Source organism: Nitrospina sp. P1_D6 (assembly GCF_052156615.1).
In the GTDB taxonomy this organism is placed as follows: domain Bacteria; phylum Nitrospinota; class Nitrospinia; order Nitrospinales; family Nitrospinaceae; genus Nitrospina.
Map to the genome: position 1 here is coordinate 125,353 of NZ_JBQKUN010000001.1, position 16,195 is coordinate 141,547.

15 protein-coding genes are annotated in these 16,195 nt (G+C 55.4%); 6 read left to right on the forward strand and 9 right to left on the reverse strand.

Annotated elements, in window-relative coordinates:
* The first annotated feature begins 298 nt into the window (after positions 1–298).
* Both ACTRXA_RS00550 and ACTRXA_RS00555 read left to right on the forward strand, forming a co-directional pair.
* Positions 299–619, forward strand: coding sequence for a cupin domain-containing protein (locus tag ACTRXA_RS00550; protein ID WP_442425257.1), 321 nt, complete (start codon positions 299–301; stop codon positions 617–619).
* Between the two features lie 41 nt (positions 620–660).
* Positions 661–2,439: a B12-binding domain-containing radical SAM protein gene (locus ACTRXA_RS00555; protein WP_442425258.1), complete on the forward strand. Its 1,779-nt coding sequence runs from the start codon at positions 661–663 to the stop codon at positions 2,437–2,439.
* Between the two features lie 12 nt (positions 2,440–2,451).
* On the opposite strand, the gene ACTRXA_RS00560 is transcribed toward ACTRXA_RS00555, so the two are convergent.
* From ACTRXA_RS00560 to ACTRXA_RS00580, 5 genes are all read right to left on the reverse strand, one after another.
* Positions 2,452–3,147 (reverse strand): hypothetical protein, encoded by a 696-nt coding sequence (locus tag ACTRXA_RS00560; protein WP_442425259.1) that lies wholly within the window; start codon positions 3,145–3,147, stop codon positions 2,452–2,454.
* 13 nt (positions 3,148–3,160) lie between these two features.
* A complete protein-coding gene (locus ACTRXA_RS00565; RefSeq protein WP_442425260.1) occupies positions 3,161–6,421 on the reverse strand; it encodes an efflux RND transporter permease subunit in 3,261 nt (1,086 codons plus the stop codon).
* A gap of 6 nt (positions 6,422–6,427) precedes the next feature.
* Positions 6,428–7,753 carry an efflux RND transporter periplasmic adaptor subunit gene (locus ACTRXA_RS00570; RefSeq protein ID WP_442425261.1) on the reverse strand — a complete coding sequence of 442 codons (1,326 nt, stop codon included), beginning with the start codon at positions 7,751–7,753 and terminating at the stop codon, positions 6,428–6,430.
* 151 nt (positions 7,754–7,904) lie between these two features.
* A complete protein-coding gene (locus ACTRXA_RS00575) occupies positions 7,905–8,738 on the reverse strand; it encodes a DnaJ domain-containing protein (protein WP_442425262.1) in 834 nt (277 codons plus the stop codon).
* Between the two features lie 19 nt (positions 8,739–8,757).
* The gene (locus tag ACTRXA_RS00580) at positions 8,758–9,291 is read right to left on the reverse strand and encodes a hypothetical protein (protein WP_442425263.1); all 534 of its coding nucleotides are present in this window, start codon (positions 9,289–9,291) and stop codon (positions 8,758–8,760) included.
* A 176-nt stretch (positions 9,292–9,467) separates the two neighbouring features.
* On the opposite strand from ACTRXA_RS00580, the gene tmk reads away from it, so the two are divergent.
* Genes tmk through thiI form a run of 4 tightly spaced genes read left to right on the forward strand, consistent with a single transcriptional unit; the run spans position 9,468 to position 13,052 of the window.
* On the forward strand, positions 9,468–10,106 hold the full coding sequence (tmk, locus tag ACTRXA_RS00585; protein ID WP_442425264.1) for a dTMP kinase: 639 nt from the start codon (positions 9,468–9,470) through the stop codon (positions 10,104–10,106).
* Positions 10,103–10,657, forward strand: coding sequence for a UbiX family flavin prenyltransferase (locus tag ACTRXA_RS00590; protein WP_442425265.1), 555 nt, complete (start codon positions 10,103–10,105; stop codon positions 10,655–10,657). Before tmk ends, ACTRXA_RS00590 begins: the two co-directional genes overlap by 4 nt.
* A 17-nt stretch (positions 10,658–10,674) precedes the next feature.
* Positions 10,675–11,865: a cysteine desulfurase family protein gene (locus tag ACTRXA_RS00595; RefSeq protein WP_442425266.1), complete on the forward strand. Its 1,191-nt coding sequence runs from the start codon at positions 10,675–10,677 to the stop codon at positions 11,863–11,865.
* Positions 11,862–13,052: a tRNA uracil 4-sulfurtransferase ThiI gene (thiI, locus tag ACTRXA_RS00600; RefSeq protein WP_442425267.1), complete on the forward strand. Its 1,191-nt coding sequence runs from the start codon at positions 11,862–11,864 to the stop codon at positions 13,050–13,052. The genes ACTRXA_RS00595 and thiI overlap by 4 nt, the downstream gene beginning before the upstream one ends.
* Here thiI and folK read toward each other — a convergent pair.
* The 4 genes from folK to ACTRXA_RS00620 all read right to left on the reverse strand — a co-directional run bounded on the left by folK (position 13,044) and on the right by ACTRXA_RS00620 (position 16,080).
* Entirely contained in the window at positions 13,044–13,541 is a 498-nt protein-coding gene (folK, locus tag ACTRXA_RS00605; protein ID WP_442425268.1) for a 2-amino-4-hydroxy-6-hydroxymethyldihydropteridine diphosphokinase, read from the reverse strand. The genes thiI and folK overlap by 9 nt on opposite strands.
* Before the next feature lie 26 nt (positions 13,542–13,567).
* Positions 13,568–14,803 (reverse strand): LL-diaminopimelate aminotransferase, encoded by a 1,236-nt coding sequence (locus tag ACTRXA_RS00610; protein ID WP_442425269.1) that lies wholly within the window; start codon positions 14,801–14,803, stop codon positions 13,568–13,570.
* Between the two features lie 100 nt (positions 14,804–14,903).
* Positions 14,904–15,338, reverse strand: coding sequence for a c-type cytochrome (locus tag ACTRXA_RS00615; protein WP_442425270.1), 435 nt, complete (start codon positions 15,336–15,338; stop codon positions 14,904–14,906).
* A gap of 40 nt (positions 15,339–15,378) precedes the next feature.
* Positions 15,379–16,080, reverse strand: a complete 702-nt coding sequence (locus ACTRXA_RS00620; protein ID WP_442425271.1) for an energy transducer TonB — start codon at positions 16,078–16,080, stop codon at positions 15,379–15,381.
* Between the last annotated feature and the right edge of the window lie 115 nt (positions 16,081–16,195).

A 16,195-nucleotide genomic window follows, 5' to 3' on the forward strand; every position in this document is an offset into this window, starting at 1 on the left:
TTTGATTCTGTGTGCGGTGTCCGGCCCCGCCCGTCCCGGTGGGAGGCCGTTCGAGTCCCCCTTACTCCGGAAACTGCGCGCATTGCGCGGAAGCTTCGAGGGACCGCAGTGTGGTCTCAAAATAGTGGATGTCCCCAGATAAGTCAACACATTATCCCCCCTCGGCCTGACCGTGTCGGAATGGCTCCTACAATTTTGCTTGAAGCCGCCGGGTTCTGTGGTAGAATCCCCCAAACTTCGCAATTTCAATGGGCTTGGGGCCTTCCCCCCGGCTTTTTAAAATGAAAAAGAGGTGGGCATGAAAGTTCTCAAGGTTCGGGACCAGGCGGCCTTCAACGCTGAGAAGATGAGCAAGGTCAGCCTGTTCGACACGGATCGGTTTTTCTGTGATGTCTATTGCCTGGAACCGGGCCAGGCGCAAAAAGTTCATGCGCACGAGGGCTCGGACAAGATATACTATGTCCTTGAAGGCAAGGGCCGGGTGACCGTCGGCGCGGAGGAGAAGGAAATGTCCGCGGATGAAATCACCCTCGCCCCCTCGGGAGAAGAACACGGGGTCGTCAACCACACCGACCGGCGGCTGGTGATGCTGGTCTTCATGGCTCCCAAACCGCAATAACGCGCCCGGCTTTGCGGCCCGCGGTACGGAATGTTTGAAACATGATCTATCTGGTTTTTCCATCGTCATGGCATCCTTCCCAGCCCTACCTGAGCCTGCCTGCGCTCAAGGGTTTTCTGCACCACAACGGCATCGATGACGTCGTCCAGCGCGACCTCGCCATCGAACTGCTCGACCACCTGTGCACGTGGGAAAAAACAAAACCGCTCTACGACCGCATCCTGAAACAGGCGCGCGAGCTGGGTTCCAAACCCTACCACACCGACCTCGAACGCGAAAAATACGAAAAGCTGATGGAAGCGCAGGAAATCATCCCGGCGCTCTGCGACCAGATCGACGCGGCGAAGGCATCCCTGCGTTGTGAGGAGTTCTACGAAATCGACCGCTACATGGAGTCGCTCAAGATCATCGACGTGTGGCTGGACAGCATCCTCGCTCCGTACTACCCGTCGCAGTTGACGGTCATCGGCAGTCAGCTTCGCTACTCGCCGTATTCCACCGAGGAGATTCTGCAATCGTTTCAGGACCCGAACGAAAACTTCTTCCTCGACCTTTACCGCGAACACTATTTGCCGGGAATCATAAAAGAAGACATCGACATCTTCGGCATCTCCATCACCTCCGTCGAGCAGGTGATCTCCGGGCTCACGCTGGCGTACCTGGTCAAGCAGGCGCGGCCGGAAATCCACATCACCGTCGGCGGCAGTATCTTCACCAAGCTGGTGGACGTGCTGGAAAAGGGATCGCCGCTATTCGACTTCGTCGACAGCTTCATCGTGCACGAAGGCGAGACGCCGCTGTTGAAACTGGTTCAGCAGCTACGCGGCGACAAGGACCTCACCCAGGTGCCCAACCTGGTTTATAAAGATAAGGAAGGCACCGTTCAGGTCAACCGCCCGTTCGGCAAGGAGGAATTGAACGCCTTGCCGACGCCGGATTTCGACGGCCTTCCGTTCGACCTGTACCTTTCCCCGGAGCGGGTTCTGCCGGTCATGGGTTCGCGCGGCTGTTACTGGGAACGCTGTGCGTTCTGTTCGATTCCGTTCGACCACATCGATTTCCACGTACGCTACGCGGAGACGGTGGTGCAGGACTTCAAGAAGCTGAAAGAAAAATACAACTGCCGCTACTTCTTCTTCACCGACGAAGCCCTGCCGATCAATTTCCTGCGTACCTTCGCGCAGAAGCTGGTGGAGGAAGAGGTCGATGTGCAGTGGACGGGAGAGTTGAAGTTCGAAAAGAGCTTATTGCGCGACAACCGGCTGGAATTGCTATACAAATCCGGTTGCCGCAAACTGATCTTCGGCATGGAGTCGTACAACCAGCGCGTGCTGGATTTCATGCAGAAAGGTTGCCCGAAGGAAGTCATCGACCAGACGGTGGAAGAGTGCATCCGCATCGGCATGGGAATGCATTTTTACATCCTCGTCGGCTTCCCTACCGAAACACGGGAAGAGGTGATGGATTCGGTCAACTTCGTCATGGACAACCGGCGCATTCTGGAATCGCCGGGTTTCTCCTGCATTGCGTCGCAGTTCGACCTGGAGAAGGGCACCCCCATCGCCAAGGATCCGGAAGCGTTCAAGGTGTACGGCCTTTCCAACCCGCCACACCACGACCTCGCCCTCGGTTTCAACCACAAGGTGCGTGAGGGGTTGACGCCGGAGCAGGCGACCGAGTTGTACCAGGAGATCGTTCAGAAGATCAGCCGCGAGGTGATGACCTTCCCCCACAACTACTCGCTGGCCGACGGTTTGCTATACCTCGGTTACCACGACAAGGAAATCATCCAGGAACGACTGGCATCGCTGGTTGTCTGATTTTCCACTCCCTCAGAAAAAAGCCAGAATTCCGAACGGCAACCCGAACAGCAACAGCATCACGATGGCGTTCGCCGCCTGCAGGATCATGATGTTGTCGTGAATCGTGGATAGCAGAAACTCCACCCCCACACGGCGCACGGCGCTTTCGATGTCGGCGCGCGTCACCTCCTCGCCGGGTTTCTTCTTGATCTCCTCCATCATGTCGTCGAGAAAGAAAAACTTCAGCGCCTTTAAAATGATTCGGAAGATGAGCCCCTTGATGTAACTGATGGGACCGCCCTTGAGCTTGAGGTCTTCCAGGAACTTGTGGCCGATCTGGTCGAACTTTTCACCAAGCTCTTTTTTGGAGATGTTTTTGCTGAGGTTGGGGTAATAGGAAAAGACGCCCTTGACCAGGATGTCCAAAAGATCGTGCAGCCCGTTGACCGCTTCCTTCAGTTTTTTACCGACGGTGGCAAGCGCGCTCGCCACCAGTCCATGAAACAGGCCCAGGGGCAACAACCAGACCAGTGTCAGGATCAACACCAGCCATTGGATGGCCATACTCCAGCCGGTCGGGTCCAGGAGCCACGTGTCCAGTCCCCATCCAGCAAGTCCGGCAAGGAACATCCCGGCCATAGAGAACAGGAAGAGGCTTTTAAAGGTACCGACCAGGAGGTCGCTGAAAAAGTTACGCCAGTAGGTAACAAGTTGGGTTCGATCCATAACGCGTTTCAAATCACATGCGGGTGGGTGTGGGTTGCGGCGACGGCTGACTGCTTTGCGGGCGCACGCGGGTTTCTGGCTCCATCGGTTCCGGCGGCTCGCCCTGGCGGATGCTGGAACTCAGATTCATGAGACTGGGTATGAGAAACAGGGTGAACAGAGCACTGAAAAACAGGCCCGACAAAATGACGACACCGATACCCCTGTAAATTTCGCTGCCCGCGCCGGGAAACACGACGAGCGGCATGAGCCCGAAGATGCTGGTGAACGTGCTCATGAAGATCGGCCGGATGCGATTGCTCACACTTTCCAGGATGGCGTCGCGATAGTGCATGCCGTCTTCACGAATGTGCAACAGCGCCTGGTAGATGATTAGGATGGCGTTGTTCACCACGACGCCGATCAGGATGATGAAACCCAGCATGGTGAGAACGTCCAGGGGTTGCAGGATGAACTTGTTGAGCGCCCACAGGCCGAACACGCCGCCGACCGCCGCCATCGGTACGCTGAGCATGATGATCAGCGGAAATCCCCAATGCTGGAACAGGACTGAAAGCAACAGGTAGGTGATGACCAGAGCCAGGATGAAGTTGCCTCCCATCGCTTCCCGCGTTTTCTCCAGCTTGTCCGCGTTTCCGGTCAGCGTAATGGCGTAACCACCGGTCAGGATTCCCTGATCCTTTAGAGGCTGGATGATTTTCTCTTTAACCATGGCGATGGCATCCTCCAGCGCGATAGTCAGTGGCGGGGTGATTTCCAGCGTCACTGCCCGCTGACGCTCGAAGTGGCGGATCGTTTCGGTGCTGACGGTCTCCACCATGTCGGTGATGCTGCTCAGCGGTACCGCCTGCCCAAGGGGAGTGCGGATGATGAGGTTCGGGATGTCCTGAGTTTTGCGCAGTTCCATGTCCCGGCTCATGAGAATGAGGTCGATTCCGTCACGCGGCAAGTAGGGCGTCGCCACTTTGTCGGCATCCAGGTAAACTTCGTCAGCGAACACGCCATCCACCAGGGCCGCCACGGAGTAACCCAGTTCGGATGCATCGACGCCCATCTCCGCGGCCTGTTTCCAGCGGGGTCGAATCTGGATTTGCGGTTGACCCAACTCGATGCCGGGATTGGGTCGAACCTGCGCGTCAGGCATGATTTCCTGCACCTTGAAAAACGAGTTGCGTGCGATTTCCGTGATGCGTACCAGGTCCGGCCCCATGATGTTCATCTCGATGCCGCGCGACCCTGTGAATGCGCTTGAAAATAAGGAAAGTTGTTTTGAAACGGCGATCATGCCCGGAACTTTTTTCAGTTCTTCCCGGAGCACGGGAATGAGGTCTTTAGCGCGTTCCGGGTCCTTGGCCTTGACTACGGTGAACAGGCGGCCGCGGCTGCCGATGAACAAAAAGTTGCGTACGGCCGGACCTTTCAGTTTCGCTTCCTCCGGGCTTCCCGGTTCGACCTGCCAGTATGGCGCGTAGTTTTGCTCCATTTCATTACCGATGCGGGTCATTTCCTGGATGTTGTACCCTTGGGGCGGAATCATCATGCCGATGATGACGTTCTGGTCGCCCTCCGGAAGGTATTCGGTTTTCGGCAACATCATCCATGCGAGGTAAGCCGGGACAGCGGTCAAGACAAGGATCACCACGGTCTGGCGCATTTTGGATTGAAAGATGAAGCGCAAAATGCGGACCACGCCTTCATTGAACCGGGTTGCCAGGGGCACCAGGCCGAACAGGTTGCGGAATGAGGAGATGAACCGGCTGTTCGACGGGGCATGAATATTTTCGAAATTGAGCAGTTTGCGGCTCAGCGCCGGGATCACAAGAATACTGACAATCATCGACAGGGTGACGGCGGCGCTGATGGCGACAGCGATGTCCTGGAACAACTGCCCGACTTCTTCTTCGATGAACAGGATCGGGATGAACACCGCGAGGGTTGTGAGGGTGCTGGCGAAGATCGCGCCCCACACCTCGCGCGCGCCATCGTGCGCGGCATCGAAAGTGTCCTTGCCTTTCTGGCGGTGACGGTAAATGTTTTCGAGCACGATGATCGAGGCGTCCACCACCATGCCCACGGCGAAGGCCATGCCGGCCAGCATGATGACATTGATGGTCTTGCCCATCAGGGTGACGACCAGGAATGAACCGATGACGCTGATGGGAATGGCTACAGCAACCACCAGGGTGCTGAAAAAGCTGCGAAGGAACACGAGCAGGATGATGATTGCGAATGAACCGCCCACAACCAGGTTGAACATGACCATGTCGATGGAACGCGAAATGTACTCGGTTTTGTCCGCGGTCTGGTGCAGATGCATGCCCATCGGGTTCAGCACGTTGTCATTGAGGTCCTTCACCACCGCCTTGAGTTCCCCCATCACCTGCAGGATGTTGGAACCGATCTCCCGGCGTGCGTTCAACGAAATACCCGGAAGGCCGTTGTGGCGCACATAGTCGCGTAGTTCGTCATGCGCGAGCCGGACCTCGGCCACGTCCTTCACGTACACAGGCGTTCCATTGACATGGGTGAGGATGGTGTTCTCGACTTCTTCCTCGGATTGGAATTCTCCCGTGGTTCGAACGATGTAACGCCGTTTGCCTTCATCGAAATCGCCGCCGCTGATATTGCGGTTCTTTTTGCGCAGCTCCTCCCGCAATTGAAAGATGGTGATGCCGCGCTCCGCCAGTGCTTCAGGATCGAAGACGACCTGCAGTTCGAGGGGACTGCCGCCGTACACCTCGCTGTCGGAAATCCCGGGGACGCGCTGGAACCGGGTCTGGATCACGTCCTCCGCGAAGTCGCGGTAATCGTAAACGTTGATCTCTTTTTCCTTGCCGGGGAGGGGTTGCAGAACGAACCAGCCGATGGGCCGGTCGGAGATGTTGCTGGTCTTGATGATGGGCTGGTCCACGTCTTCCGGGTAGGTCTCGACCTGGTCGAGGGCGTTGGCGGTACGGACGAGGGCCATTTGCAGGTTCGTGCCCACCTGGAATGTCAGGTAGACTTCCGCGACGCCTGTCTTCGCCGTGCTTTCCATTTCCACCAGCCCGACGATGGATTTGAGCTGGGTTTCCTGCTCGTCTATGATCTCGCGTTCGATTTCTTCCGGGCTGGCCCCGGGCCATGTTGTGCGGATGCTCAGTTCCGGTTCGCTGATTTCAGGAATCAGCTGGACGGGGATGCGAAGGAGGGACATGATGCCGAACATGAGGATGAGGATCACCCCCACGGCCACGGTGACACCATATCTGAGGGATTGTTCGACCAGCTTCATGGCACATCAATTGAGATGTTTGTTGATGATGCGGACTTCGGTGTCGGGTTTCAAACGCTCGTTACCATCTACCACCACCCATTCACCGGGCTCGATTTTGCCTTCAATGAATTCCACGGCAATCATGCTGTCTACCAGTTTACCCGTTTTCACCGTCACCTTGTAAGCCATCATTTTCTTTTCTTCGTTTTCCCGCACCACCCAGACGTTTGCCCCTTTGGGGGTGCGCACGATCGAGTCCTTGGGTACAAACAAGCGTTTCTCAAGGTCTTTCTGGTCGGGGGTGAAACGGACTTTCACCAGCATGCCGGGTGCGAGGGTGGGATTGGTTCTGGAAACCTTGATCCGGATTGGAAACGTGCGGGAAACCGGATCGCCCTGCGGTACTTTTTCAATGACGTTACCCGAAAAAATGAGGGATTGGCCGTTGGTGTCGCGGTTTTCCAAAATGATTTCGGCGGCGGAGCCTACCCGGATTTCGTTGAATTGAAATTGCGGAATATTGACTTCCACCTTAAGTGGACTGGCAGCGATCATGGCAACCGCCTGGTCACCCTTTTCCAGCCACTGACCGACTTCGGTGAGTTTCTTTGTGATGTATCCATCGAATGGCGCATAAATGGTGCCCTGCTGGATGTTGTCTTCGATCAAATGAATGCGCGCGTTGGCAGCTTCCAAATTGGCTTTTTCCTGCTGGATGCGTTCGATGCGCGGTCCGGCGACCAGTTCTTCCAGCACCGAACTCTTTTCCTGCAGGAACGCCGCCGCCTGGTCGGCCTCCGCTGCGGCCTTGTCATAGGCATCGAGACTGAGGACGCCTTCATGGTACAGCTTTTGAATTCGCCGCAATTCATTTTCCGCCAGTGTAAGCCGGGCCTTGGCCTGTTGCACCGCATGCTGCGCGGCCTCTATGGTTTCCTGACGCGTTCCCGTCTCCAATTCCTGTAAAAAAGTTTCGATGCGGCGCTTTTCGGCGACAGCCAGTTCCCGTTCCAGAAGCAGTGGCCGGATACGCAACTTCACCAGCGGGTCGCCTTTTTTCACCCGGTCCCCTTCATTGAATAAAATGCGCTCGACGCGGCCGTCGATTTCCGCCGAAAGCTGGGTGGTGGCCCAGGGAAACACCGTGCCCGGAAGTTCGATTTTCTCACGTACGGACCGCTTGACCGCCTTGGCCACTCCGACGGGGACGGTGAAGTTGAACTGGCTCCAGCCTTGCGTGGGCAACAGGATCAGGCTGGATATCAATACAAGCGCCAAAAGGAGGAAACGGTTTCTACTACGAAGATTCGATTGTGAGCGGATGGGTGAATTGATTAATGGATCGGTCACGGATATTTGGAGGATCGGTAGAAGTTTGAATGATCGATGGCTAAAATTGGATTTAAAACCATGAGCTTACAAGCATACCGCATTTGAGGCCGGGCTTGCATCAACGATTTTAATGTGCCTGTGAGGCCACCCGATAAACAAAAAAGGGCCGTCAGGCCGTGACGTCCACGGTCAGGATCACATCCCCGCGGCGGTCTCCCTGTTTTCGGCCCTTATTGCGGATGCGGAGGCGGCCGCCTGGCTGAATGCCGGGCGGGATGGCTACCATCAGGTGCTCGGTATTCTCGCCCACCTTGTAAGTCAGTTCCTTTTTCGTGCCTTTCCGAGCTTCATCAGAAGGGATGGCGATTTTGAAATGGAGGTTCAGCGCATTCTGGTGAGTGTCGGTCTCGGGTTTGACGAACAGGCCCTTTACCTTCTGGAACAGGCCAGGCTGGCCGGTGTCCTCTCTCCCCTCCGCCTGGCCCTGCGCTTTTCGGCGGCGGTTCATGGTGTACAGAGCGGTGCCGACCGATTGCAGGACCCACAATCCGGTTCCGATCCGGCCGATGGGACCGGGAATCATGCGGAGCATGCGAGCCAGGGTTCCTGCGGCGCCGGTGAACAGCATGGTTTCGAAAAAACCGGTCCCGTGGCGGAACCCGGACTGCTGAAAATCGCGGTTCAGGTTGTTGAACATGTCGCGACCGAAAGCCTGCCGGAACATGTTTTCGAAAATTTCCTGCTGGGTATAGTTGAATTGCTGACCCGACTGGCCACCGCCCAGGCGGCGGAACATATCGTACTCTTGGCGTTTTTTGGGATCCATCAGGACCCCGTAAGCTTCCGTAATGTCTTTGAACCGTTCTTCGGCTTTCGGGTCGTTGGGATTTCTGTCGGGGTGAGTTTCCACCGCGAGCTTCCGGTAGGCCTTTTTGATCTCTTCAGACGAGGCGGTTTCCGCGACGCCCAGAATCTGGTAATAATCTTTGGTTTGGGTTTTCATGGCTTCCGGAAAAGCCGGATCACATTCCCAATTGCTGTGGATACACCGCCTCGGCTACGGCCGGCCCTTCCAGCTGGGTGTTTCCCTGGACGGTTGCCAGGTGAAACGTTTCATCCTTGTGAAGCCGCTGTTTCATGTTCTCGAAATGAATCAGGACGGGTTTCGATTCGATGGTTCCCTCTGGCGACTGGGGCGCGATGATGAAATCCTCCTTCGCCAGAACATCCCGGTATTTCCGTTTCATATTCATGGAGTAGGCGACGTAGCCAGGTATGGTTTCCGTTCCCAGGTAAGGCTCCTTGTTGATGACCTTGTAGTTTTCCGGTATGTACACGTTGGCGAAGTAGTCCTTGCCCAGAGAATGGTGGACGACGGTCTCGACTTTCAAAATACTCAAGGGACCTTCGACATCGGTCAAATTCATTTTGACGAAATACGTACGGTCGTGAAAATTCAGGTTTTCGAGAAAGACTATGCCGTACAGGATGTTGAATTTGAATTGCAGGAAAATGCCGAGACATATCCACCCAAAGATGGCCCAGAATTTTTTCAATTTTCCGCCCTTCGCTAAATGGTTCTATGATAAGGTTTAAAGACCGACTTGGAGCAGAAAACGGCTTGGTGGAAACGCGTTCCGCCCGCTTGGATTGGCTTTTTTTAATAATTATGAAATAAAAAAAAGCCAAAAGCAACTGTCCGGAAACGCCATTGCGGGACCGGAATTTTCCTATGGATACTGGGAACGATATGGAGTTGGACCGGGGTTATCTGATTGCGCTGGAGGGCATTGACGGCACGGGTAAGACCACGCAGGGAAACCTGCTGGCCGATTATCTTGAGCAGCGCGGTCTGCCTGTCGTGCGCCTTCGTGAACCGACGCAGGGAACGTGGGGGCAGAAAATCCGCAGAATTTTAACGGAAGGTCGGGGCGGCACAACCCCGGAAGAAGAATTGCAGTGGTTTTTGAATGACCGCAAAGAAGATGTGGAGCAGAACATCCGGCCCGCACTCGACGCGAACAAGGTTGTGGTGATCGACCGTTATTATCACTCCACCGCCGCCTATCAGGGGGCGCTGGGGTTTGACCCGGTAAAAATATGTGCGGACAACGAAGTTTTTGCTCCGCGTCCCGACCGGGTTCTGATTTTTTCCGGTTCACTGGATTCCAGCTTTGAACGCATCGCAAAAGGTCGGGATGGATTCAGTTCCTTTGAAAAAAAAGATTATCTTCAAAAAGTGCAGGCTATTTTTGACTCTTTCGAGGGACCCCATATCCGCCGCATTGACAGTGATGGTTCGGTCGAGGCGGTGCACCGTCAGGTGGTGACTGTGGTGGATGATCTGCTCGGTATCGGGGAACCGCGATGAAGCGATTCATTATTGCCGTTACCGGCGCCAGCGGGGTGTGTTACGCCAAGCGACTGTTCGATGTCCTGCAACCGATGGCGGAACTGCATGTTGTCCTTTCCGAGCGCGGGGTGGAACTACTCAAACTGGAACTGGACCTCTTGCCGTCGTATTTCAAAAAAGAAAACGCGACAGTCTATAAGAATTCGAAGATCAACACATCCATTGCCAGCGGTTCGTTCAAAACCGACGGCATGGTCATCGTTCCCGCCAGCATGGGTACGGTGGGGCGCATCGCCGCAGGGATCTCGAGCAGCCTGGTGGAACGCGCGGCGGATGTGGTGTTGAAGGAAAAGGGGAAATTGATCCTGGTGCCGAGGGAGGCGCCGTTCAGCACGATCCACCTCAAAAACATGTTGGCGCTCGACCAGGCAGGCGCACTGATCCTCCCGGCCAATCCGGGATTTTATAACAACCCGAAATCGGTTGAGGATATCGTCGATTTCGTGGTCGCCCGCATCCTCGATCAATTGGGTGTCGATCAGGGCATTCTGCCGCCTTATTCGGCCTGACAGGGAACAAGAACGAAATGATTTATCTGGACAACGCCGCCACCACACCGATGGATCCGGAAGTGATCGAGGTGATGACGAAGTCAATGCAGGAAGACTTCGGCAACTCCGGGGCGGTGTACCGCCTTGGCCACGACGCCAAACAGAAAATTCAGGAGGCGGAGGACCGGATCCGCGAAAGTTTGTGCATTCCGACGCGGTTCCGCATCATTTTCACCAGCGGCGGCAGTGAATCCAACAATCTCTTCATTAAAGGAACGTGTTTTCCCGATAAGAAAGCGGCGTATCTGGGGCTGGAGCATCCCAGCGTGAAACAAACGCTGGACGCTTTAAAGGAATACGATAACGAACCGGTGTCTTTGCTGGAATACCAGAAGGACGGCAGGCTGGATACGGCTTCGATTCCCGAACTTAAAAAACAAAAGGTGCGCTGGTTGTTTTTATCGCACGTCAACAACGAACTGGGCAGCATCAACGATCCACAGATTATCGCTCCTCTTTTAAAGGAACACGCACCGCAGACCCGGCTGTTCATGGACGGCGTGCAGGCGGTGGGCAAACTGCCGATCACCGAGGCCATGTGGGAAGGCCTTTCGGGCTATTCGGTATCGGCGCACAAGTTCCACGGGCCGAAGGGCATCGGTCTGCTGGTGGTCGATTCCCGTCTGAGTCTCAAGCCGCAGATCCACGGCGGCAAGCAACAGCACGGCATGCGCTCCGGGACTTTGCCGGTGCCGTTGATCGTGGGTCTTGCATGCGCGGTTCAATTGGCCGCCAACCGTACATCATCCGTGAATAAAACATTCTCCATTTTGCGGGAACGGCTGGTGACGGGACTGAAGTCGCTTGCATCCAGCAACTCCACCCTGAACTTGAAATTCAATTCTTCCATCGATCCGGACAATTCGTTTCAATCACCGGGCATTGTCAATTTCAGTTTCGCCCCGGTCGAGGGCGAAGTGGTCCTGCATCATCTGGAAGAGCAGGGTATTTATGTGGGCCTCGGTTCGGCGTGCAGTGCCCATTCGAAAGAGCCGTCTAAAATTTTAACGGGCATTGGGTGCACGCGGGAAGAAGCGCGGTGCAGTCTTCGCATCTCCTTCAACCACAGCAACACGGTGGAAGACGTGGACCGCTTTCTCGCGGCTTTCGCCCATGCACACGAAACTCTTTACCCCTCCTTTTCTCGTCGATTCGCCAACTCATGACACAAAATTGCACGATCCTGGTCCGGTACGATGAAATCGGGCTCAAGGGAAAAAACCGAAGTATGTTCATCAACCGGCTGGCCGACAACATTCGGCACGCGCTGAAAGGATTGGACGGGGTCACGATTCAAAAACCGCACGGTCGCATCCGCGTGGACTGTCCTATGGAGGTGGCGGATACGGCGGCGCAACGCCTTGCGTGTGTTCCCGGTGCCGCTTCGTTCAGTCTGGGCGTGGCAATGGAGCCGGATTTCGAGAAAATGGCGGAGCTCGGTGTGCAGTGGATCGAACCCCTCCTGAATTCTGGAAAAAATCTCAAGTTCTGCGTGAAGACAAAACGTGCGGACAAACGATTTCCTCAAACCTCAACGGAGGTCAATTACGAAGTGGGTTCGCGTATCCTCGGCCGGCTTCACGAACGCGGCCTGGAAGTCGATATCGACAACGCCGAGTTTACGCTGGAAATTGAAATCGGCCAGGAACATACCGTGGTGTTCAAGAACCGAATCGCGGGCCTGCGCGGATTGCCGGTCGGCAGTTCCGGGGAGGTTCTGGGGTTGATCTCCGGCGGCATCGACAGCCCGGTCGCATTGTTTCGCATCATGAAACGCGGATGCCGGGTGCATGGCATCTTCTTTGACAACCAGCCTTACATGGGACGCGGCGGATACGACAAGGTGAAGCGGCTGTGTCGGCAACTGAACCGTTTCCAGAGCCGGGCCCGTTTGTATGTGGTGCCGTTTGAAACTATCCAGGAAGCGATTCGCGACCACTGCCGCGCGCCGAATCGCGTGGTTCTGTACCGTCGCATGATGTACCGCATCGCACAGGCCGTGGCTGAACAGCATGGTTATCTTGGGCTGGTGACCGGCGAATCTCTGGGACAGGTTGCGTCGCAGACGCTTGAGAATCTCAACGCGGTGTCAGGGCTGGTGTCGCTCAGCGTATTTCGTCCACTCATCGGGACCGATAAAAACGAGATCATCCGCCAGGCGAAGGAACTGGGGACGTACGAAATAAGCATCGAGCCTCAACCCGATTGTTGTTCCGTGTTCATGCCTCCGAATCCAACGACGAAAAGCAAAATTCACGAACTGGAAGAGGATGAAAAGCGTTATCCGTGGCAGGAGTTGATGCTGGAGGCCATCAGGAAAATGGAAGTCATCGAGGTCGATGAACTAGGCTGATTTTGTGATGCGCTCGACTTGCAGGTCGTCCCGAGTTTCAGCAAGCAGGTCCTGGATGGTTTTACTCAACGTGGGATGAACCAGGTCCGGTGATATTTCCGCCAAGGGTTCCAGCACAAACCGCCGCTCGGCGATGCCCGGATGCGGCACTTGCAGGTTTTCTTCCTTTATTGTGTCTTCATCGTACAGCAACAGGTCGAGGTCGATCTTGCGGGGCCCCCATTTTTCCCGCCGTTCCCGCCCCATTTCCTTTTCGATGCCCAACAGGACATGTAGAAGATCCGCAGGGGAGAGGTCCGTTACCACCTGGGCAACGGCGTTGATGAACCAGTCCTGGTCGGTTTTTCCGTAGGGTTGGGTTTTATAAAGGGAGGAAGCGGTGTGGAGGTTCAACGCCGGGTGTGTCCGCATGCGGTCGATCGCTTCCCGGCAGTGACCGGGAGCGTCTCCCATATTGGAACCGATGCCGATAAAAGCGGTGTGGGACATAACGGGTCCCTTAAATAAAACCGTCGCTAGAACTCAAACTTCACTGTGGACAATCGCATTTTGATTTCCTGCATGATGCGCACTTCGTCGGCTTCATCCTTGGCGGCGAAGGTGGCGGAGAATCGGACGAAATTGCCGACGTCATCCCACGGCACCGTGGAGATGAGGTGTTCGGTGATCATATACTGTGAAAACGCTTCGGCGTTTTCGAATTTCGGCCCGCCCTGAATACCTTTGGGCGCTTTAACGTAAAGGAAGAAGGAGCCGCCCGGCATGGTGGCTTTGAAGCCGACTGAATTCAGGCTGTCCACCAGAAGACGCAGGCGACGCTGGTATTTTTCCACTATACGCTTTGTGATTTCAGGATGCTCCAGTGCGTAGATGCCGGCTTTCTGGATGGCCGCGAACTGGCCACTGTCGATATTGTCCTTGATGTTGGCGAAGCCTTTGACCACCAGCTCGTTCCCGACAATGAAGGCGATGCGCCACCCGGTCATGTTGTACGCTTTGGAATGTGAATGGAACTCCACGCCCACGTCCATTGCACCGGGAATCGAAAGGAAGCTGAGCGGTTCTGTGTCGTACGTGAGAGTCGCATACGCTGCGTCCTGCACCACCACGATGTCGTTTCCCCTGGCGAATTCCACCACCTCTTCATAAAATTTGCGGGTGGCGTTAGCCCCGGTCGGGTTGTTCGGATAGTTGATGCAAAGCAGTTTGGCGCGTTTCGCCGTCTCGGAGTCGATGCTTTTGAGATCGGGAAGAAAGTTGTTGTCCTCCGTTAGAGGAAGGTTCACCACCTCACCGCCGAGAAACTGCGTGTGTGTGCCCATCACCGGATAACCGGGAGTTGTCATCAATGTCACGTCACCGGGGTTGATGAAGATCAGCGGCATCATGGCCAGCCCGGGTTTGGAACCGATGCTGTGGTTGACGTGTTTTTTAGGATCGAGCCCTGTCACGCCGAACGTTTTTTCCATATACCGGACTGCCGCTTCCTTGAATGCGTCGATGCCGTTGTCGGTGTAGCCGCGGTTTTCCGGTTTGCGCGCTTCCTGTTCCAGCGCGGCGATCACGCCGTTGTCGGCCATCTCATCCGGTTCGCCCACACCCATGTCGAACAGTTCCTTGCCGGGGTTGGCCTCCAGTGCCGCGCGTTTGGCACGCTTGATTTTCTCGAACTTGTAAATTTTGGTGTCTTTTCCGAATTGCGCCCCGCCGATGCGGTTTGCGAACTGGGACTGTATATAACTTTCCGACATGAATTGGGCTCCGGTATGTCTGTTTGAGTAGAGGTATGGCCTTCAAGAACGGCACAATTTAGCCAAATTTACGGAGGGTGTCAAGGCGGGGAAGGGCGCGTCACCCTTCCTCCAATTCCTCTTCCTCTATGGGGTCCTCTGCCGGAAGGGGAGCGTCAAAAAACTCATCCATCGCTTCCGCATCCATCACCAGATTGGCTTCTTTCTGGCTGTAGCGCAGGTATTTGATGATTTCGGTGATCTCCTCATCTGAAAACTTTCCCTTCTGCGAAGGCATCTTGCCGGAACCGTTGTTGATGGTGTGGCGGATTTCCTGGTCGGAAAATTCACTTTTCACAAACACTGCATCGATCAGGTTGGGTGCCTTGGTGTGTCCACCCAGCGCGTCGGAACCGTGACAGTTGGAACAGACCGCGTGGAACAGTTCCTGGCCGCGTTTGTATTCCGCCGGAACGGTTTTGGTGGGTTGGGGAGCGCACGCCGCCAGCAGCAGGCCGCATAAGAAAACATTCAATGAAGTTCGGGTCCAGTCCATTCCTGCCTCCAATATTAATGATCGGTTTTGGTGAACCGGTTCAATCGAGAGTGAACGCGATGGGCAGTTGGATCGTCATCGAGTCGCGGTTGAGCGCATGCGGGATGACGGGAAAAGGCGCGCCTTTTTTCACCGATTCCAGTGCAGCTTCATCCAGGATGCCGCTTCCGGAAGAAAGCGCGACGTGCAGATCCTGAACGGTGCCCCTGCGGGTGACCCTGAAATGCACCACGGGTTTCCCTTCCAACCCCCGCCGCCTGGCCAAACGGGGATAAAACTTGTATTTTGCGATCCGGTTTCGGATTTCCAGAATGAAACCGTTTTTCAGCGCTTCCAGGTCCTCTCCACCGGAGTGGGAGCTTGTGAATCCTTTGGATGCAAATTGGTGGGAAGCGGATTCGATATTTTCGGAATTAATCGTATCCGGTTGTTCTACCGAGGGAGGTGCCTTGCCGGATCCGTTTTCTCGAACCGTTCCCTTCGGGGGCTTTTTTGACCCCGTTTTCGGGCCGGTCCACGAGGCCGTGGGGATGTCAAGAAACGTTTTTTTATCGAATATTTCCGTGGTTTTTTCATGCGAGAAGTGCCTTTGCCCGGTTTGTGTTGTCGGCTTGATGCCGGCAATGGTGTGAGTGGGTTGCACGGCATCGGCGTGACGGTCTCCCGCAGGTGCTTTCCAACCGTGGGATTGCGCGAGCGCGGGTTGTACCGGCAAGGGCGGGATGTAGTTCATTAGGGACATTGGAAAAATTTCTTTTTTGTAAGCAATTCGGGCCTGGGTCTTGGGCCGAACGGAATTTATGGTGCTCACGGTCACGGGTTGGGGAGCTATCTGAACAATGGAATTGGCTATTGGA

What these genes read in the sequence shown, in the direction of transcription:
- ACTRXA_RS00595 (WP_442425266.1), top strand. Translation starts at nt 10,675, where the DNA reads ATGATTTATCTGGACAACGCCGCCACCACACCGATGGATCCGGAAGTG.
- folK (WP_442425268.1), bottom strand. Translation starts at nt 13,541, where the DNA reads ATGTCCCACACCGCTTTTATCGGCATCGGTTCCAATATGGGAGACGCT.
- ACTRXA_RS00615 (WP_442425270.1), bottom strand. Translation starts at nt 15,338, where the DNA reads ATGGACTGGACCCGAACTTCATTGAATGTTTTCTTATGCGGCCTGCTG.
- thiI (WP_442425267.1), top strand. Translation starts at nt 11,862, where the DNA reads ATGACACAAAATTGCACGATCCTGGTCCGGTACGATGAAATCGGGCTC.
- ACTRXA_RS00620 (WP_442425271.1), bottom strand. Translation starts at nt 16,080, where the DNA reads ATGTCCCTAATGAACTACATCCCGCCCTTGCCGGTACAACCCGCGCTC.
- ACTRXA_RS00590 (WP_442425265.1), top strand. Translation starts at nt 10,103, where the DNA reads ATGAAGCGATTCATTATTGCCGTTACCGGCGCCAGCGGGGTGTGTTAC.
- ACTRXA_RS00610 (WP_442425269.1), bottom strand. Translation starts at nt 14,803, where the DNA reads ATGTCGGAAAGTTATATACAGTCCCAGTTCGCAAACCGCATCGGCGGG.
- ACTRXA_RS00555 (WP_442425258.1), top strand. Translation starts at nt 661, where the DNA reads ATGATCTATCTGGTTTTTCCATCGTCATGGCATCCTTCCCAGCCCTAC.
- ACTRXA_RS00565 (WP_442425260.1), bottom strand. Translation starts at nt 6,421, where the DNA reads ATGAAGCTGGTCGAACAATCCCTCAGATATGGTGTCACCGTGGCCGTG.
- ACTRXA_RS00550 (WP_442425257.1), top strand. Translation starts at nt 299, where the DNA reads ATGAAAGTTCTCAAGGTTCGGGACCAGGCGGCCTTCAACGCTGAGAAG.
- ACTRXA_RS00575 (WP_442425262.1), bottom strand. Translation starts at nt 8,738, where the DNA reads ATGAAAACCCAAACCAAAGATTATTACCAGATTCTGGGCGTCGCGGAA.
- tmk (WP_442425264.1), top strand. Translation starts at nt 9,468, where the DNA reads ATGGATACTGGGAACGATATGGAGTTGGACCGGGGTTATCTGATTGCG.
- ACTRXA_RS00560 (WP_442425259.1), bottom strand. Translation starts at nt 3,147, where the DNA reads ATGGATCGAACCCAACTTGTTACCTACTGGCGTAACTTTTTCAGCGAC.